Source organism: Enterobacter sp. N5-15, from assembly GCF_057221635.1.
Map to the genome: position 1 here is coordinate 2393723 of NZ_CM170150.1, position 17099 is coordinate 2410821.

Annotated in this window: 20 protein-coding genes and 1 pseudogene; 12 read left to right on the top strand and 9 right to left on the bottom strand. The window is 54.4% G+C overall.

The window, feature by feature from the left end; genetic code table 11:
- Positions 1-96: 96 nt before the first annotated feature.
- The 5 genes and pseudogenes from AC2TE5_RS11410 to AC2TE5_RS11430 form a co-directional block, all read left to right on the top strand.
- The gene (locus AC2TE5_RS11410) at positions 97-1536 is read left to right on the top strand and encodes a sensor domain-containing diguanylate cyclase (protein ID WP_484613288.1); all 1440 of its coding nucleotides are present in this window, start codon (positions 97-99) and stop codon (positions 1534-1536) included.
- A 119-nt stretch (positions 1537-1655) separates the two neighbouring features.
- A complete protein-coding gene (locus tag AC2TE5_RS11415) occupies positions 1656-2621 on the top strand; it encodes a sensor domain-containing diguanylate cyclase (RefSeq protein ID WP_484613289.1) in 966 nt (321 codons plus the stop codon).
- 82 nt (positions 2622-2703) lie between these two features.
- The gene (locus AC2TE5_RS11420) at positions 2704-3231 is read left to right on the top strand and encodes a GNAT family N-acetyltransferase (RefSeq protein ID WP_202772991.1); all 528 of its coding nucleotides are present in this window, start codon (positions 2704-2706) and stop codon (positions 3229-3231) included.
- Positions 3232-3349: 118 nt separating this feature from the next.
- On the top strand, positions 3350-4801 hold the full coding sequence (locus AC2TE5_RS11425) for a tagaturonate reductase (RefSeq protein ID WP_213327526.1): 1452 nt from the start codon (positions 3350-3352) through the stop codon (positions 4799-4801).
- 208 nt (positions 4802-5009) lie between these two features.
- Positions 5010-5276, top strand: a pseudogene (locus AC2TE5_RS11430) (bestrophin family protein); the annotation flags it as partial.
- On the opposite strand, the gene AC2TE5_RS11435 reads toward AC2TE5_RS11430, so the two are convergent.
- Positions 5264-5812 (bottom strand): GNAT family N-acetyltransferase, encoded by a 549-nt coding sequence (locus AC2TE5_RS11435; RefSeq protein ID WP_059310094.1) that lies wholly within the window; start codon positions 5810-5812, stop codon positions 5264-5266. The pseudogene AC2TE5_RS11430 and the gene AC2TE5_RS11435 sit on opposite strands and share 13 nt — an antisense overlap.
- Positions 5813-5929: 117 nt before the next feature.
- Here AC2TE5_RS11435 and AC2TE5_RS11440 point away from each other — a divergent pair, with 117 nt between their 5' ends.
- The 6 genes from AC2TE5_RS11440 to AC2TE5_RS11465 all read left to right on the top strand — a co-directional run bounded on the left by AC2TE5_RS11440 (position 5930) and on the right by AC2TE5_RS11465 (position 11404).
- Complete coding sequence (locus AC2TE5_RS11440; RefSeq protein ID WP_213327528.1) at positions 5930-6400, top strand: GNAT family N-acetyltransferase; 471 nt, start codon at positions 5930-5932, stop codon at positions 6398-6400.
- A gap of 12 nt (positions 6401-6412) precedes the next feature.
- Positions 6413-6853 carry a GNAT family N-acetyltransferase gene (locus tag AC2TE5_RS11445; RefSeq protein ID WP_213327529.1) on the top strand — a complete coding sequence of 147 codons (441 nt, stop codon included), beginning with the start codon at positions 6413-6415 and terminating at the stop codon, positions 6851-6853.
- 145 nt (positions 6854-6998) lie between these two features.
- Positions 6999-7994, top strand: a complete 996-nt coding sequence (locus AC2TE5_RS11450; RefSeq protein WP_213327530.1) for an alpha/beta fold hydrolase — start codon at positions 6999-7001, stop codon at positions 7992-7994.
- Between the two features lie 44 nt (positions 7995-8038).
- Positions 8039-8779 (top strand): response regulator, encoded by a 741-nt coding sequence (locus AC2TE5_RS11455; protein ID WP_063142774.1) that lies wholly within the window; start codon positions 8039-8041, stop codon positions 8777-8779.
- Complete coding sequence (locus AC2TE5_RS11460; RefSeq protein ID WP_484613290.1) at positions 8776-10074, top strand: ATP-binding protein; 1299 nt, start codon at positions 8776-8778, stop codon at positions 10072-10074. Before AC2TE5_RS11455 ends, AC2TE5_RS11460 begins: the two co-directional genes overlap by 4 nt.
- Before the next feature lie 139 nt (positions 10075-10213).
- Positions 10214-11404, top strand: coding sequence for a cytochrome c biogenesis protein/redoxin (locus tag AC2TE5_RS11465; RefSeq protein ID WP_484613291.1), 1191 nt, complete (start codon positions 10214-10216; stop codon positions 11402-11404).
- Between the two features lie 6 nt (positions 11405-11410).
- On the opposite strand, the gene tam is transcribed toward AC2TE5_RS11465, so the two are convergent.
- Positions 11411-12169 carry a trans-aconitate 2-methyltransferase gene (tam, locus tag AC2TE5_RS11470; RefSeq protein WP_213327533.1) on the bottom strand — a complete coding sequence of 253 codons (759 nt, stop codon included), beginning with the start codon at positions 12167-12169 and terminating at the stop codon, positions 11411-11413.
- 83 nt (positions 12170-12252) lie between these two features.
- Entirely contained in the window at positions 12253-12837 is a 585-nt protein-coding gene (locus AC2TE5_RS11475; protein ID WP_159514181.1) for an NUDIX hydrolase, read from the bottom strand.
- A gap of 86 nt (positions 12838-12923) precedes the next feature.
- Here AC2TE5_RS11475 and AC2TE5_RS11480 point away from each other — a divergent pair, with 86 nt between their 5' ends.
- Entirely contained in the window at positions 12924-13697 is a 774-nt protein-coding gene (locus tag AC2TE5_RS11480) for a DeoR/GlpR family DNA-binding transcription regulator (protein ID WP_484613335.1), read from the top strand.
- Between the two features lie 34 nt (positions 13698-13731).
- Here the strand turns inward: AC2TE5_RS11480 and AC2TE5_RS11485 are convergent, their stop codons facing one another.
- The 6 genes from AC2TE5_RS11485 to AC2TE5_RS11510 all read right to left on the bottom strand — a co-directional run bounded on the left by AC2TE5_RS11485 (position 13732) and on the right by AC2TE5_RS11510 (position 17058).
- Positions 13732-14094 carry a TIR domain-containing protein gene (locus AC2TE5_RS11485; protein ID WP_213327535.1) on the bottom strand — a complete coding sequence of 121 codons (363 nt, stop codon included), beginning with the start codon at positions 14092-14094 and terminating at the stop codon, positions 13732-13734.
- Positions 14095-14243: 149 nt separating this feature from the next.
- Positions 14244-14615: a VOC family protein gene (locus tag AC2TE5_RS11490; RefSeq protein WP_311392456.1), complete on the bottom strand. Its 372-nt coding sequence runs from the start codon at positions 14613-14615 to the stop codon at positions 14244-14246.
- A gap of 88 nt (positions 14616-14703) precedes the next feature.
- Positions 14704-15156, bottom strand: coding sequence for a DUF4354 family protein (locus AC2TE5_RS11495; RefSeq protein WP_484613292.1), 453 nt, complete (start codon positions 15154-15156; stop codon positions 14704-14706).
- Positions 15146-15499 carry a hypothetical protein gene (locus AC2TE5_RS11500; RefSeq protein WP_484613293.1) on the bottom strand — a complete coding sequence of 118 codons (354 nt, stop codon included), beginning with the start codon at positions 15497-15499 and terminating at the stop codon, positions 15146-15148. Before AC2TE5_RS11500 ends, AC2TE5_RS11495 begins: the two co-directional genes overlap by 11 nt.
- 71 nt (positions 15500-15570) lie before the next feature.
- Positions 15571-16014: a PACE efflux transporter gene (locus AC2TE5_RS11505; protein ID WP_213327539.1), complete on the bottom strand. Its 444-nt coding sequence runs from the start codon at positions 16012-16014 to the stop codon at positions 15571-15573.
- A gap of 81 nt (positions 16015-16095) precedes the next feature.
- Positions 16096-17058, bottom strand: coding sequence for an NAD-dependent epimerase/dehydratase family protein (locus AC2TE5_RS11510; protein WP_213327540.1), 963 nt, complete (start codon positions 17056-17058; stop codon positions 16096-16098).
- Between the last annotated feature and the right edge of the window lie 41 nt (positions 17059-17099).

Here is a 17099-nt window from a genome sequence, read left to right on the forward strand (position 1 = left end):
CCCGTGGTATTTGTGTTATAGATGCATCCCAAGTTAGTCCCGATCATGCTGACGACCGCAATAATTGCCATAAGCTTTCATATGGAATGATATTTAATGCGTTCTGCTCTTACCGCTTTCAGGCCGTTCCAGGTTGACACGCCGCTGCGAAATGCATCGACGATCTTCATCCTCACCACCTTATTCTATTTTGTGGGCGCGGAATTACGGCTCGTTGAGGCCCTGTCGCTGTTCTGGCCGCTGAACGGCGTCATGGCGGGGATCTTCGCCCGCTATGTTTACCTGAATCGCCTGCACTACTATGCGGTATGTTATGTCGCGATGCTGTTGTACGACGCGGTGACGACTAACTGGGGGATAGCCTCAGTGGTGATTAACCTGTCTAACATGATCTTTATCGTTGTCGTCGCCGTACTGGTTCAGCGCGACAAGCGGCTGATGAAGAAAACCCCCGATCCGCTTAACGCATTACGCCTGTTTAACTACTGTCTGATTGCCGCGCTGCTTTGTGCCTTGCTCGGCGCGGTGGGGTCTGTTGGGATTGACAGTCATACCTTCTGGCCGCTGTTTGCCGACTGGTTTAGCGAGCAGTTCTCAACCGGCGTGCTTGTTGTGCCCTGTATGCTCACGTTGCGTATGCCCGGGCGTGAACTCAGGTTACGTCTGGAGCAGCTGCTGCCGGTGATGGCGCTGATCGTCTCGGTGGTCGCGTCGGTGGTGATTGGCGGAGCGGGGAGCCTCTCGTTTCCTCTGCCTGCGCTTATCTGGTGTGCGGTTCGTTACTCATTGCCTGCCACCTGTCTGCTGACGTTTATCACGGGCGCCACTGAAATTATTCTGGTCGCCAACTCGATTATTAATATTGCCGTGGCCACGCCGTTTACGACGACAATGATGTTTTCAGCCCGGCTGGGCATCGCCACGATGGCGATCTGCCCGGTGATGGTCTCCGTCAGCATGGCGGCGATTAATTCCCTGATCCGTCAGGTTTCGCTGAGGGCGGATTATGACTTTTTAACGCACGTCTACTCGCGTTCCGGGCTTTATGAGGCGTTAAAGCATGAAGAGACGTACCGGCATACACGTTTTCTGACCGTCATGCTGCTGGATATTGATTACTTCAAAAGCATTAATGATAACTACGGCCACGAGTGCGGAGACCGCGTGCTGGCGTCGTTTGCCCGACAGGTTCAGCAGGTGGTTGGCGAAGACGGCATGGTGGCGCGCATGGGCGGGGAAGAGTTCGCTGTGGTGGTCAATTCAGGCGACGCGCAGCACGGTTTTGCACTGGCTGAACGTATCCGGTCCACCGTTGCCAGCCATCCTTTTACATGGCGTCAACAGACGCTCTTTCTGACGGTCAGTATTGGCCTCGGAAGCGGAAAGGCTGAGTCGTGGCAGTTGACCGAGGTCTTCAACAAGCTCATGGCCGAAGCGGACGATCATCTCTATCGTTCAAAAAAAGCGGGTCGAAACCGCACCAGCGCCCGGGTGGCGGACGAGCAAATTGCCGCGCCTTCCGGGAGTGAAACATAGCTGCGTTAATCGTCATAAGGCATTGACGTGAATAGTAAGCGGCTTAACAGGCTGTCAGAACACTGACAATGTCTCTGTTTAAGCTACGCTTTTAGTAACGCTTTACGTCAGGAGACATTATGAAAGCACCTGCAACCCCTGAAAATGAAACAGACAGACTCAACTCGCTGCGAGAATCAGGTCTGCTTGAGATCGACAGTTCCCCGGCGTTTGACCGGTTAACGCGTCTGGCAAAACGCTTCTTCCAGGTGCCGCTGGCGATGGTTAATCTCATTGATGAGCATTCGCTAATCGTGAAGTCGGCCGACGGCCAGGCGCCCGGCACCGTTCCGCGTAACATCTCATTTTGTGGGCATACGATCCTCGCCGAAGCGCCGCTGGTGGTGGGGGATATGCTTCAGGACGATCGTTTCGCGGATAACCCGCTGGTGGCCGGTGAACCTCGCGTGCGATTTTACGCGGGTTTCCCGCTGCGCCTGCGTGATGGCGCTAGCGTTGGCTCGCTGTGCCTGATTGATTACGCTCCTCGGGAGTTTTCTGCCGCCGATCTCGCCGTCCTGGGAGACCTTGGCGCGCTGGCGGAAGATGAATTTGCTGCCATTAGCGCGGCGACCACGGATGAATTAACCGGGCTATTCAACCGTCGGGGCTTTAATCAACTCGTGCGCTTCACGCTTTCCGTTGCCCGGCGCCGGGCCGAGCCGCTGACGCTCGGCTGGCTGGATTTGGATCGCTTTAAGGAAATTAACGATCGCTTCGGGCATGAAGAGGGGGATAAGGCGCTGAAAGCCATGGCGCAACTGATGCGTGCCTCTTTCCGTGAAGCGGATCTGCTGGTTCGTTTTGGCGGGGACGAGTTCGCCGTGCTGTTCGCGGATACGGATGAGCAGGGCGCCTGGATTGCCATGCTGTATCTCGCCGAGCAGGTCGAAAGCTATAACGCCCGGAAGCTTCACCCCTGGTCGCTCCACTTCTCATGGGGGCTAAGTGAATTCGATCATAACGGCAACGACCTGCAGCAGTGGTTAAAAGAGGCCGATGAAAAAATGTATGCCATGAAGCAGCAGCGCCAGCGCACCCGGTGACATAACAAAAGCCTATGTCCGATCCGTTTGCGTTAAGAAGATGTTAAATGCACAGTGACGGTATTCAACGTAAGGAAAAACAATGAATACCTCACTGCAAATCAAAAATCTCACCCGAGACGAAATTCTTACCCACCTTGATGCGCTGGCCGGGATCCTCGAAAACTGTGTGAACGGCGGGGCATCCGTCAGCTTTATGCTTCCCTTTAGCCTGGAGAAGGGCCGTTCTTTCTGGCGCGGCATTGCTGAAAGCGTAGGGCGCAACGAACGCCTCGTGCTGGCCTGTGTCGACCCGCAGGACGGCGTCATCGGAACGGTGCAGCTGATTGTTGACCAGCCGGAAAACCAGCCGCATCGAGCCGATGTGGCGAAGCTGCTGGTTCATGAGAAAGCGCGCCGGAAAGGGGCCGCGATGGCATTGATGGAAGCGCTTGAAGCTGAGGCCCGGGCCAGGAATATTTCGGTTCTGGTACTAGATACCTCCACCGGCAGCGGGGCCGAGACCTTTTACCAGCGCGCCGGATGGCAAAAGGTTGGCGAGATCCCGCGCTATGCGCTGATGCCGGACGGCGCCATGACGGCCACGTCCGTGTTCTATAAGTTCTTATGATTATTTTGTACAACTACGCCGTGGATTGATCAAAACAGGGTTCCCGGTCGTTAAGTTTTGATAAGTTATCGTACCAATCTTATCAGGCTGTATGACTAATCATAAAAGGAACCCCCTTGTGAACACGCTCAACCGTCGTGATTTTCCCGGTGCTCAATACCCAGAACGCATCATTCAGTTTGGCGAAGGCAACTTCCTGCGTGCTTTTGTCGACTGGCAAATTGACCTGTTAAATGAACATACCGATCTTAACGCCGGTGTGGTTATCGCCCGTCCTATTCAGAGCAACTTCCCGCCGTCGCTGAGCACTCAGGATGGACTGTATACCACTATCATTCGCGGCCTGAATGAGAAGGGTGAGGCGGTAAGTGAGAGCCGTCTTATCCGCTCGGTTAACCGTGAGATCAGCGTCTACGACGACTATGACGCGTTTCTGAAACTGGCACACAACCCGGACATGCGCTTTGTTTTCTCGAACACTACCGAAGCGGGTATTAGCTACCACGCGGGTGACCGATTCGACGATGCCCCTGCGGTGAGCTACCCGGCTAAGCTGACGCGACTGCTGTTTGAGCGCTTCAGCCACTTCAACGGCGCACCGGATAAAGGCTGGATCATCATTCCGTGCGAACTGATTGACTACAATGGGGATGCACTGCGTGAACTCGTCCTGCGCTATGCCCAGGAGTGGGCGCTGCCTGCGGCCTTTATCCGGTGGCTAAACGACGCCAACAGCTTCTGCTCGACGCTGGTTGACCGTATCGTGACCGGTTACCCGCGCGATGAAGCGGCAACGCTGGAAGCTGAGCTGGGCTATCACGATGGGTTCCTGGACACGGCTGAACATTTCTATCTGTTTGTTATCCAGGGGCCGGCATCCCTTGCTCAGGAACTCCGTCTGGATAAGTACCCGTTAAATGTGCTGATTGTCGACGACATCAGGCCCTACAAAGAGCGCAAAGTCGCCATCCTGAACGGCGCGCACACGGCGCTGGTGCCGGTGGCATTCCAGGCCGGGCTGGATACGGTGGGCGAGTCGATGAATGATGCAGAGATCTGCGCATTCGTCGAAAAAGCGATTTATCAGGAGATAATTCCTGTTCTCGATCTGCCGCGTGACGAGCTGGAATCATTTGCCAGTGCGGTAACAGGGCGTTTCCGTAACCCCTACATCCGACACCAGCTGCTTTCCATTGCGCTCAACGGCATGACCAAATACCGCACACGCATCCTCCCGCAGCTGCTGGCAGGGCAGAAGGCAGGCGGACAATTGCCTGCACGTCTGACGTTCGCTCTGGCTGCATTGATCGCGTTTTATCGCGCGGAGCGTAACGGGGAGAACTATCCGGTGCAGGATGACGCATTCTGGCTGGAACGTTATCAGCAGCTCTGGGCGCAGCACCGCGACCAGCAGCTCACTACCCGTGACCTGGTGCAGTCAGTGCTGAGCGTGAGCGAGCACTGGGAACAGGATCTGACGCAGGTCGCCGGTCTTGTTGACCAGGTTACCCTGGACCTGGATGCGATTCTGCTGAAAGGAATGCGCGCAGCGGTTAAATCCCTTTGCTAATCACGTGACCCGGCTACGGCCGGGTTTAACGACACCCTTATTTAGTTACAACATACTATTTGCCCTTTTTTTTAAAAGCACCTGCAGCACCGTGCGGTTATTGCTACGCAGGCGAGAAAATTCAATGTTTCGTTAACATGCTTGCAACTGTGAGGGGGATCACGTTTAATAGCTTCGCTCTTTTCTTTCCTGAAACTCACTATGATGCACGGTGTATCTGTTCTGCATCATGCTGCCGTTCGCGCTGGTTGTGGATCTGCACTACATGACGCCGTTTGTCTCGGCACTGATCTCCTACACCTTTATCTCGCTGGACACCCTGGCGGAAGAGCTGGAAGACCCGTTCGGCACTGAGAATAACGATCTGCCGCTGGACGCCATCTGCAACATGATGGAACGCGATCTGCTGCAGATGAACGATGAAGAGAACATTCCGGAAAGGCTGATGCCGGATAAGCATTATCAGCTGACCTGACGGGCGTTCCACTCGTCGCGGGTGATCTCCCACAGCTCAGAATCCAGCATACCGCTGACGTAGGCTTTTTGTTCCGTTCTGATAAGCCGCATGCCGCTACTGTCTGAAATACGCCGGGATCGGCTGTTGGCGGCGGCTTTCGGGGCGCGTAATACGGGTTTGTTTAGCGTATTGAACCAGTAATCCGTCGCGGCAATGCTGGCCTCGCGCATGTATCCCTGGCCCTGAAACTCCGGGGCCAACCAGAATCCTCGGTTGTTATCTTCCACATCGTACAGGCAGATAATACCCATCAGCGCGTCCGGCACCTCGCGACGACGAATGCTCCAGAACCAGGCAATCCCTTTCGCCATATCCGGCAGCGCCACGTTGTTGACATAGTTTTCCGCTCCGTTATCCGGGTAGGGCCAAGGCACCGAAGAGACCATATAGCGGACAATCTCCCAGCGCGGATAAAGCTTTTGAATCTGGGCCGCATCTTCGGCAACCAGCGGTTTTAGCAGCAGGCGTTCTGTCGTGAGCGTCGGTATCGTCATCCGCGGATCTCCATATTTAAGCGTTATGCTTTTGTTTGCGTTCTGGTATTTTCATCTTTACGGCACTCTATCCCAGTGAGCTCTTTTCCCATACTACTAAGAATTGCAGAGGTCATCATGGTATTAAGACGGGCCAACCCCCAGGAAGCCGAAATACTCTGGAATATTCGCAATCAGGCGATTCGTCACGGCTGTAAAACCAGCTACGACGCCGACGTCATTGCGCGCTGGACGCCAGATCTCATGCCCGACCGCTTTCGGCAGACGATCGTTGAATACCCTTTTTATGTGGTGGAAGATGAAAAGGGTGATATTGCGGCAACCGGCTATCTGGATCTGGATACCCACTGTCTGGAGGCGATATTCACCTTGCCCGCAGCATTCGGTAAAGGCATGGCGACCCGGATAATCGAGGCGCTCAAAAATGAGGCCCGCAGTAGAGGGATAACCCGCCTGAGGCTGGATGCAACGCCTAACGCCCAGTCGTTTTATCAGAAGATGGGGTTTGTGACGCAGAGCGAAACCTATCATCACTCGCGTATGGCAGGTGTTGATCTACGCTGTTTCGAAATGGCAATCGATTTGTAATGTGAGGAACACATGACTGTCACAGTAAGACCTCTATGCGAAGACGATTATTCCCGGTGGCGACCGCTGTGGGATGGCTATACCCATTTTTATGATTGCTACCTTGAGGAATCCGTCACCGCATCCACATGGGAAAGGGCGCTTTCAGCACATTCACCAATGTTCTGCCGGGTGGTCGAGAAGAACCAAAAGGTCATCGGTTTCGCGATGTGCATTCTCCATGAAGGCACCTGGTCAACGGCCCCCGTCTGCTACCTGGAAGATCTGTTTGTTGATGCCGACGAACGCGGAGCGGGCGCAGGTAAGGCGCTCATTGATGCTCTGATTGAGGAAGGCAAGCGCGAAGGGTGGTCAAAACTGTATTGGGTCACACGGGAGAACAACCCGGCGCGTAAACTCTATGACAAATATGGTGAAGCTGACGATTACGTCCGCTACCGCCTCTCCCTGTAAGGCGTCAACGCCTGTGTTTGTATCACACTGTATCAGCGTCCCGGATACATACACAGGCTTGCAATAAACCCGCTTTCGCACATATCCGCTATACATTGCAGTGTTGTTATATCCCCGTGAATTGTACTCAATCGGAGATACCAACATGTTTAGCAAACTCGCGTACTCAACTCTCGCACTGACCGTTTCTCTTGGCACCGTGATGGCCTGTCAGGCCGAAGTCACCGGCACAAACGCCGCGGCAGCCTTTGATCATCCGCAGCAAATTAACGCCGGCGATCTGAATGTCGGCTATGTCGACATCGGCCCGAAAAATGGCCAGCCGGTTATTTTACTGCACGGCTGGCCGTACGATATTCACAGCTATGCCGAGGTCGCCCCCGCGCTGGCGGCAAAAGGCTATCGGGTGATTGTGCCTTCTCTGCGCGGCTACGGCACCACGCGCTTCCTGTCAGCCAAAACGCCGCGCAACGGCCAGCCTTCAGCTATGGCGAAAGATATTGTAAACCTGATGGATGCCCTGAATATTAAGCAGGCGGTATTTGCAGGATATGACTGGGGTGCCCGTACGGCGGATATCGTTGCGGCGCTGTGGCCAGAGCGCGTTAAATCACTGGTGTCGGTGAGCGGGTATCTGATCAGTAGCCAGCAGATTGGCAAACAGCCGCTGCCGCCAAAAGCGGAGCAGCAGTGGTGGTATCAGTTCTATTTCGCCACCGCGCGCGGTGCTGAGGGCTATGCCAAAAACACGCATGACTTCGCCCGTTTGATCTGGTCTCAGGCCTCGCCTGACTGGAAATTTAGCGATGCTGTTTTTAACGCCAGCGCCAAATCGCTCGATAACCCGGATCACGTTGCCGTGACGCTCAGCAACTATCGCTGGCGTTTAGGGCTGGAAAAAGGTGAGCGCAAATACGACAGCTACGAGCAAAAACTGGCCGCGCTGCCGAATATCACCGTTCCAACGATCACCATCGAAGGCGGAAACAACGGTGCGCCGCACCCGGCTCCGCAGGCCTATGCGGGTAAATTTACCGGAAAATATGAGCATCGCACCTTCGGGGCAACCGTGGGGCACAATCCGCCTCAGGAAGATCCGCAGGATTTCGTCAAGGCCGTTGTTGACGCTGACAAGCTCTGAAATGTGCTATTTTCAGTACGTTACCCTTCGGTCTGGAGATTTCGGTGGAGCATATTGATCATATCCTTGTCGTCGATGACGACAGGGATATTCGTGAACTGATTGTCGATTATCTCGTTAAGTCGGGTTATCGCGCCACGGGCGCGGCCAACGGCAAAGAGATGCGCGTCGTGCTGGATAAACAGCATATCGACCTGGTGGTGCTGGATGTCATGATGCCCGGCGACGACGGGCTTACGCTATGCCGGCAACTGCGCAGCGGCAAACACAAAGATCTGCCCATTCTGATGCTGACGGCCCGCAACGAGGAGACGGACAGGATCCTCGGTCTGGAGATGGGCGCGGATGACTACGTGGTGAAGCCGTTTGTCGCCCGCGAACTGCTGGCTCGTATCAAAGCGATTTTACGGCGTTTCCGCACGATGCCGCCCAATCTACAGGTAACAGAAGCAGGGCGGCTGGTGATGTTCGGTGAATGGCAGCTCGATACCGTCGCCCGCCACTTAATCGATCCGGAAGGGGTGATTGTGGCGCTCAGCGGGGCGGAGTATCGCCTTCTGCGCGTTTTCCTTGACCATCCTCAGCGGGTGCTGACTCGCGATCAGCTGCTCAACCTGACGCAGGGGCGCGACGCCGAGCTGTTTGAACGTTCTATTGACCTGCTGGTTAGCCGGGTCCGCCAGCGCCTGAACGAAGATGCCCGTACGCCCGCCTATATCAAAACCGTGCGCAGCGAAGGCTACGTCTTTACGATGCCGGTGACCATCAAAGAGGTTAACGAATGAGGCTATGGCCACGCTCGCTGCTGGCCCGTTTGCTGATCGTCGTGCTGCCCGGTCTGCTGCTGGCTAACGCCCTGAGCCTGACGCTGGTCATGATTGAACGAATGCACAGCGCCCGCACGGTGATGCTCGGTAATCTGGAAAACGACGTCGCAACCAGCGTCGCCATTTTAGACCGGCTACCGGCCAGCGAGCGCGCGGCCTGGCTTCCGAGGCTTGAGCGGGGTAACTATCGCTATATTCTGGGCACAGGGGAGCCCGGCGCAGCGCCGACGGATAAGCGTTCACAGGATGCCATCCGTACCTTAAAAGCGACGCTCGCGCCAGAGTATCCGCTCCGCTTCACCGCCGTTCCCGGCGCCATTTCGCACATCCAGGCGCATCTTACGTTACGCGATGGCTCGCCGCTGACCATTGACCTCATCCCGCGCATGCCGCCGGTCGCCAGCTGGCTGCCCGTTGTGCTCATCCTGCAGCTGCTGCTCCTGGCGGCCTGCTCATGGATCGCCGTGCGGCAGGTGGTACGGCCTTTTTCACAATTTACCCGCGCGGTGGACTCGCTGGATCCTGCAGCCAGCACGCCAATGACGGAGAAAGGGCCGCTGGAGGTGCAGCGCGCAGCCCATGCCTTTAACGCAATGCAGACGCGCATTCAGTCTTATCTCAGGGAGCGCGCGCAGATCCTGGCCTCTATTTCTCACGATCTCCAGACGCCCATTACCCGCATGAAGCTTCGTGTTGAAATGACGGAGCAGCCAGAACTGCGGGACAAGCTCTTAAACGACCTTGATAACATGTCGCGTCTGGTGCGGGAGGGTATTGCGTATGCCCGGTCATCAGAATCCCTGGAAGAGACCTCGCTGAAGCTGGAGCTGAACGCATGGGTCAACAGCATTGCCTGCGATTATCAGGACATCGGTAAAAACGTGCAGTTCCAGGCAGGCGAAGCTCGTTTACCGATCGTCACGCGCCCGCAGGCGCTTCGCCGGGTGATGACCAACCTGCTGGATAACGCCCTCAAGTTCGGTGAGCACGCCGCGATTGCCATAGATGATTCGTCCGACAGCGATGTGGTTATTCACGTTGTGGACGACGGACCGGGGATCCCCGAAGCCGAGCTTGAGGCGGTATTACAGCCGTTTTATCGGGTTGAAACATCGCGCAACCGCGATACCGGCGGAACAGGACTCGGGCTGGCGATTGCCGCGCAGCTTACCGCGCAGCTGGAAGGAAAGCTCAACCTGACGAACCGGGCCGAAGGCGGGCTGGATGTCTCCATTACGCTACCGCGCCGTTAGCTAATTGTACGGCTTTGTATCTCCCTGCCCGGGTGATACAGAGCCAGACAAAACCCGCGTTTTTACACATATCCTGAACACATCCGCACGATGAAATAACCTCACTGCAGCGTCGCAGGACTTGTATTGTGAGGTTTCTATGTTTCTGTTAATCGCTTTTCTGGGCGGGATGATAAGCCTGCTCAGTCCATGTACGCTCCCGGTTATTCCGCTCCTGTTCGCCGGTTTTCAGGGGCAGCGACGCCATATTCTGGCCCTGCTCGCGGGGATGATCGTGATGTTCACCCTGGTGGCGATGGTCGTCACCGTCGCCAGCGAGTGGATCGCAGAGGCAACCATCGTCGGGCGCTGGATCGCCCTCGTCATTCTGGCCGCGGCCGCGCTGGCCTTAATTTTTCCGTCGTTCGCCCAGCGTATTGCGGGTCCGGCTGTCAGCGCGGGAAACGTCCTCAACGCCCGAAGCGGGAAAACGCGCGGTATGGCATCGGCTTTTCTGGCCGGGCTGGCGGTCGGGCTGCTCTGGTCCCCCTGCGCCGGGCCCATACTGGGCGCCATTTTCAGTATTAACATCGCGGGCCACTCGGCCATTGCGACGGGCGCGCTGCTGGCAGCCTATGGCAGCGGATGCGCCCTGATGTTGAGCCTGCTCGTTTTAGGAGGCCGCACGCTGATGGCGCCGTTAAGAGCAAAATCGGCGCTGATGGAAAAGCTGCGGCAGGGGGCGGGCGTGGCGATGCTGGCGGCTGTCGTATTTAACGCGACAGGAATGACTTCGCTTCTTAAAGGAGCAAACGGTGTTGCGGACCGTCTGGAGACAACACTCCTGACGCTGGCGAAACCCACAGCCGCGCCGGTGAAGCTCCAGCCGGTCGTGATGGCAGAGCCCAGCAGCCAGCTGCCTTCGTTAAGCGGCGGAACAGGGTGGATTAACGGTGACCCTGTCACGTCTGAATCATTGCGAGGTAAGGTTGTGCTGATTGATTTCTGGACGTGGGATTGCATCAACTGCCAGCATACGCTCCCGCACGTGCGAGACTGGGCCACGAAGTATCAGTCGCAGGGGCTGGTCGTGATAGGGGTTCACACGCCGGAATACCCCTGGGAAAAACCGCTCGCCTCGGTGAAAAACGCGGTAAATAAGTGGCAGCTGCCGTACCGGGTGGTGACGGATAACAACTACAAAATCTGGAACGCTTTCGGGAACCAGTACTGGCCAGCGCATTATTATTTCGATGCAAAAGGCCAGCTGCGCTATACCGCCTTTGGCGAAGGCGATTATGAGCAGCAGGAAAAGGTTATTCAGCAGCTGCTCAAAGAGGCCCGTTCATAGCCCACTTCAGGGCTGACGCTGAGCCACAATAAACAGCCGCGGGAAAGCCAGCAGTATCTGCCCGTTTTCCTGGAGTGGATACTGCTCTTCCAGCAGTTCATGGTAGCGTTTCAGGAAACGTTTCTGCTCGCTCTCATTCAGTTCCTGGAGCCACGGGCGCAAACCGGTGGCGCTTACCCAGTCAATAATGGCCTGGTGGGAGCTCATTTTATGGAAATAGGTTGTCCGCCAGATATCCACGTCACAGCCGGCCTCCGACAAGATGTCGTAATAGGCATGCACTCCCGGCAGAGGCTCGCGGCCGCGGTCAGGGTAGTCTTGCTCCAGCGCCACTTCGCGCATCGCTACGTGAGTGGGCTCAAGCCAGTTGTCAGGCATCTGGATCGCTAATACGCCGTTAAGCGTGAGCAGGGAAACTAGGTGCGGCAGGAGATCGTAATGGTCTGGGATCCACTGTAGCGATGCGTTAGCGTAAATCAGGTTCAGCGGCTGGCCAGGCTTGTACTGGCGGATATCAGCCTCAACAAAACGGCAGTCGGGTAACGCGGCGCGTGCTTCTTCGAGCATTGCAGGGGAGTTATCGACCCCGGTGATGTGTGCCGATGGCCAGCGATGCTTCAACAACGCGGTACTGTTTCCTGGCCCGCAGCCTAAATCAGCGATGGTGGAGACCTCATCCAGCGGAATTCTGGCGAGCAGTTCAGCGGCAGGACGCGTTCTTTCCGCGCCGTATTGCAGGTAAAGAGAAGGGTTCCAGTCGGCCATTTTCGGTTCTCCGTTTTGCAGGCTTCTGCAAGGATAGCACAGGCAGACACCTGCACGGCGGCAGGTGTCCGAAGTGCGGCAGGCTAGAGAATGCCTTTCAGCGCAACATGATAAAGCAGCATGATAGTCTTCCCGTCGACAATCTTGCCCGTTTCAATGCCGCGTAATGCCTCTTCAAGCGTCATTTCCAGCACGTCGATATCTTCTCCTTCCGCCTTGATCCCGCCGCCTGCGCCAGTTCTGTCTTTCGGCTGGTACTCGGCAAGATAAAAATAGAGCTTTTCCGTAACGGAACCCGGGCTCATATAGGCTTCAAAGATTTTCTGCACGCGTGAAACGTGGAATCCCGTCTCTTCTTCCGCCTCTGCTTTTATGCGGCTTTCGGGATCCATATTGTCCAGCAACCCCGCAGCGGCTTCGATTAAATCGTCCTCATGGCCGTTGATAAAGACGGGGAAGCGGAACTGGCGGGTCAGGATCACCGTCTTTTTATCACGGTTGTAGAGCAGAATCGTCGCGCCGTTCCCACGGTCGTAGACTTCCCGATGCTGACGCTGCCACTCGCCGTCACGCCGCTGCAGGTCGAAGGTGTATTTTTTAAGAACGTACCAGTTATCTGACAGCGTTTCACTGTCAATGATGCGCACATCTGCACGTTTTGATTGCACGTTTGTTCCTCCTTACGTAGAGTAATTATCATAAACAGCATTATCGTGCACATTCAAGATAAAACATGCAACATCAGGAATTCATGATGCTCACCAGTCAGCGAAAACAATTGATCCTCGAAAAGCTAGGCGCCGAAGGGCAGGTCCAGTCAAAAGCGCTCAGCATGTTCTTTGACGTCTCAGAAGACACCATCAGGCGTGATTTGCGCGAGCTGGCGGCAGAAGGGCGTTTGCAGCGCGTTCACGGCGGCGCGCTTCCGGCATCTTCCGCGATTGCGCCCTTTGCTGAACGGCAATCCGTGAAAATGGATGCGAAAAAACGGGTCGCCCGCAAAGGCGCGCAGCTGATTTCATCAGGCCAGGTGGTGATCGTCGACGGTGGCACGACGACCTCGGAGCTGATTACGTTTTTACCGGCAGACCTACGCATCACGGTGGTAACGCACAGCCCGAGCATTGCCCTGGGGCTGGTCGATCATCCGTCCATTGAGGTGATTCTGATCGGCGGTCGCTTGTATAAACACTCTATCGTTGCGGTCGGCGCTGCGGCCATCGAAGGTATCGAAAATATTCATGCAGACCTGTTCTTTATGGGCGTGACCGGCATTCACCCCGACGCGGGGCTGACAACCGGTGATTTCGAAGAGGCGTGCATCAAACGTGCATTTTCCGGCAGAGCCGCGGAGACGGTTGTGCTGGCTTCTCCGGAAAAGATCAACACAGCGTCTTCGTTTGTGATTGGCGATGTGTCATCGGTGAACACCATCGTCGTTGAAGACAATACCGATAAGGAGTGGATCCGCGCGGTATCGGAAAAGGGGGTATCCGTCGTGTTGACCTCAGAGAGTGGCACTCTCTGATAGCCAGCCTGTAAGCACAGGCTGGCGGCCTGCCTTAAGCCTCAGGAATGCTCTCAAGGGCGGTATAAACCTTCAGGCCATATTTGCGGGCGACCTCAATGTCCATATCGGCACCTTTAGACGCACCGGCAATACGATAAATCGCATCACATTTAGCTATGAGCCGGTGAGCAACGGGGTACAGCATCGCTTCACTGATTTCATCACCAACCGCTTTCGATCCAGCGGCTTTTGCCAACGGCAAAGCCAGCCATTCGCCAATGACCGGGACGTGACCCCGCTGGTAAACGGCTAATGCTGCGCTTTCGAGTCGCGCCAGATTCTCATCAATGCGTGCCTGAACGCCTTCGGTTCCGCTGCGATAGGGGCCGGCAATTAAAATCAGCTGTTGTGTCATAGGTACCTCTGTCAGTGTTGTTGCATGAAATTGCACGTTTACTGCCGATACCATACGGGATTGTGAGCGCGTTATGAAACACTTTCGTGCATTATCGTGCAAAAAGATGCATGACAGATCGTTTAATCGCTTCTGACAGAAGGGCTGAGCTACTGACTTTCCGGTGCATGGCACACCGCCTCGATATTATGGCCATCAGGCGAGATGACAAACGCGGCGTAGTAATTTTCACCGTATGACCTCAACCCCGGCCCGCCGTTATCACGTCCGCCGGCGCGCAGGGCGGCATGGTAAAACGCATCGACCTGCTGGCGCGTGTCGGCCACAAACGCCAGATGCAGAGGAGCAGGTTTATCATTTGTCTGAAAAAGACAGAGCGAAACGTCGCCTGAACTCATTTCGACACCGTAGTCTGGCGTGCCTTCATCGATGAGTTCTACACCAAGCGGCTTAAGCGCATGGAGAAAGAAGGTTTTACTTTTTTCATAATCACTGACGCCGAATTTCACATGATCGAACATGGTTCCTTCCTTTACGAGATAGAGAAATAACGAGTATAGAAGGAGAGTGGGGGCGAACATGCTAAAGAAGGCGTCAATGTGACTGGCATCAATTTATGCAGTCTTTTCCGATGCCGAAACGGACAAATGGCATATTTAAAACGTCAGGGTTTGAACTGGAAAAATAAACCACCCCTGTTCTGTTGTCCCGCGGTTCATATTTTTTCAACATATCCAGCTCAATGCCGGTGCTCATAAATGTCTTTCCGTTTTTATCAAACAGGAAGAAACACATTTTATTATCTTTGCCCGGCTCAATACTTTTACCCGATGCATTATCCAGCGTCACCTTATAGCTGACCATGTATTTTGCTTCGCCTGTTGTACTGTCCCATTGGCTTCCCTGAGACTCTTTTTGAGCGAAAATGGTGATTCCATTGAGATTGTCGTCATGGCTCTCTTTCTGAACGGCCTGAGCCGTTCCGGCGGCGGACAACGCTAACGCAAGACAAATTCCTTTAATCAGGAGACTTTGCATTTTATTTTCCTCTTCATTTTTCACACTGATCCACTATAGAAAGAATTGAGTTATGCAACCCAGGATCGTGAGGGGCATAATAAAATTCAACGGAAGTCTGTTTTCCGCTGAATTTACTGACTTCGACCCAGGCAACATCGGTATAATCGCTATCCTGGAGATTATATCTTTCGCTACCATCAGGAAGGGTATCATCAAATTCCAGCGATAAATGTTCTCTGGATGATGCGTACATAAGGCAATCGGCAACCTGGCTTTTAGGATGATTGATATAGAAAGATGCCACTTCCGGATGCGTTCCAACTTTACCCAGATCCACGCAACCGCTTAAACACAGAGCGGGGAAGAGTATAAGAAGTTTATTCATAAAGCGGCGCCTCACTGCTGATTGTCAATCAAGAAGGCCAGTTTACCACCGTGCGCTATAACGCACAACCGCTACATAGCAACCCGTTTCCGTCCAACGAATATCCACCGCAGGTAGTCGTATAGCCAGTTAAACAGCATTGTGTATGGCAGGAAAAACAGTACCAGACCAATCTCAACGAAAAATGCCTCAGTCATGGTTAAATCCAGCATAATCATCGCGACGGGGATTAAGGTGACGATCAGTCCTGTTTCAAAACCCACCGCATGAATAGCACGAACGAGAAATGTTCGTTGAAACTGATGTTTTTTTTGCAGGGAGTCGAAGAGTTTATTAAATACAAAATTCCAGGCCGTTGCGGTAAGTGCAGATATCACGGACAGGGAGCCTGACTGGAGTATCGACACGTTCATCAGCCAGGCAAGCGACAGCGCGATGATAACGTTAGCTATCACTTCAAAAATGACGGCATGGAAGATTCTCTCTTTAATACTTTTATTTAATTCAATTTCCATTTGCTTAGGGCTGCGTTTTTCAAAAGCTGAAGTATATCAGACATCGTTCAACTCTTTCTAAACGTGCAGGTTAGGATTATGTTAAATACAGCCCAGACCATCTAATGTGGCATGCACGGCCTCAATAAGAGGGGTCTGCGGTTCATGGCCTAAAAAGGCAATCAGTTTTGAATTATCCATCTCTATTGTCTGCTCCCAAAGATAGCGCATCTCCCGCATTTCATGCAGCGTAGCGTTAAAGGGACTCATCGTGGAGATAAGCCACCAGGGAAATGACTTCACCTTCGCCTTAATACCGGCACGCATCGCGACGTGCTTTATGGCTGCGGTCATCTCTGTCCCATCAGGATCCCAATGCCCGCGCATATGGAAACTGGCAAACGGCTCGAGCTCATCCCGACGCGCCAGCAGTGCTGCGAGCGTTTCGGCGACATCCGGCAGATAGGCCCACTGATGGCCAGCGCCGGTTTTCCCGGGGTTTTTAATTACCTTCGGCGTATGCCCCGGTTTGACTAATCCCTGTGAAAACCAGTTGTTTCCAGCATGGGGACCAAAAAAGTCGCCAGCCCGCAAAATCAGCACCTTTCCGCCACGCTGTGCATAGGCTGCGAGCTCTTGCTCCATTTGCACGCGTATGGCTCCTTTTCGGGTAACCGGGTTCTGAAGGGAATCCTCGCGTAAGAGGGGAAAAGCATCCGGGCCGTAGTTATAAATCGTCCCCGGCAGAACGATTAATGCACCGTTTCGCTCCGCTGCGCTGATGGTGTTATGCAACATGGGCAAAACCAGCTGTTCCCAGTTTCGATAACCCGGCGGGTTAACGGCATGGACAATCACGCTGCAATCTGATGCCGCGGCCTCAACCTGCTCAGCATTCTGCGCATCGCCGCTTATCCACGTAATACTATTGTTGTGCGCGTCTTTTCCCGGAACGCTGCGGCGTAATGCACGTACATCCCATTCGTCACGGATCATTTTACGGGCAATTTCGCCACCGATCCCGCCCGTTGCACCCAATATCAGTACCTTATCTGTGCTTTTCATCGTCATACCCTTGTTGGTTATCTGCTTGACATCTTAATGAG

What these genes read in the sequence shown, in the direction of transcription:
- AC2TE5_RS11420 (WP_202772991.1), top strand. Translation starts at nt 2,704, where the DNA reads ATGAATACCTCACTGCAAATCAAAAATCTCACCCGAGACGAAATTCTT.
- AC2TE5_RS11415 (WP_484613289.1), top strand. Translation starts at nt 1,656, where the DNA reads ATGAAAGCACCTGCAACCCCTGAAAATGAAACAGACAGACTCAACTCG.
- tam (WP_213327533.1), bottom strand. Translation starts at nt 12,169, where the DNA reads ATGGCCGACTGGAACCCTTCTCTTTACCTGCAATACGGCGCGGAAAGA.
- AC2TE5_RS11440 (WP_213327528.1), top strand. Translation starts at nt 5,930, where the DNA reads ATGGTATTAAGACGGGCCAACCCCCAGGAAGCCGAAATACTCTGGAAT.
- AC2TE5_RS11435 (WP_059310094.1), bottom strand. Translation starts at nt 5,812, where the DNA reads ATGACGATACCGACGCTCACGACAGAACGCCTGCTGCTAAAACCGCTG.
- AC2TE5_RS11505 (WP_213327539.1), bottom strand. Translation starts at nt 16,014, where the DNA reads ATGGAAATTGAATTAAATAAAAGTATTAAAGAGAGAATCTTCCATGCC.
- AC2TE5_RS11410 (WP_484613288.1), top strand. Translation starts at nt 97, where the DNA reads ATGCGTTCTGCTCTTACCGCTTTCAGGCCGTTCCAGGTTGACACGCCG.
- AC2TE5_RS11485 (WP_213327535.1), bottom strand. Translation starts at nt 14,094, where the DNA reads ATGACACAACAGCTGATTTTAATTGCCGGCCCCTATCGCAGCGGAACC.
- AC2TE5_RS11465 (WP_484613291.1), top strand. Translation starts at nt 10,214, where the DNA reads ATGTTTCTGTTAATCGCTTTTCTGGGCGGGATGATAAGCCTGCTCAGT.
- AC2TE5_RS11480 (WP_484613335.1), top strand. Translation starts at nt 12,924, where the DNA reads ATGCTCACCAGTCAGCGAAAACAATTGATCCTCGAAAAGCTAGGCGCC.
- AC2TE5_RS11490 (WP_311392456.1), bottom strand. Translation starts at nt 14,615, where the DNA reads ATGTTCGATCATGTGAAATTCGGCGTCAGTGATTATGAAAAAAGTAAA.
- AC2TE5_RS11450 (WP_213327530.1), top strand. Translation starts at nt 6,999, where the DNA reads ATGTTTAGCAAACTCGCGTACTCAACTCTCGCACTGACCGTTTCTCTT.
- AC2TE5_RS11510 (WP_213327540.1), bottom strand. Translation starts at nt 17,058, where the DNA reads ATGAAAAGCACAGATAAGGTACTGATATTGGGTGCAACGGGCGGGATC.
- AC2TE5_RS11500 (WP_484613293.1), bottom strand. Translation starts at nt 15,499, where the DNA reads ATGAATAAACTTCTTATACTCTTCCCCGCTCTGTGTTTAAGCGGTTGC.
- AC2TE5_RS11460 (WP_484613290.1), top strand. Translation starts at nt 8,776, where the DNA reads ATGAGGCTATGGCCACGCTCGCTGCTGGCCCGTTTGCTGATCGTCGTG.
- AC2TE5_RS11445 (WP_213327529.1), top strand. Translation starts at nt 6,413, where the DNA reads ATGACTGTCACAGTAAGACCTCTATGCGAAGACGATTATTCCCGGTGG.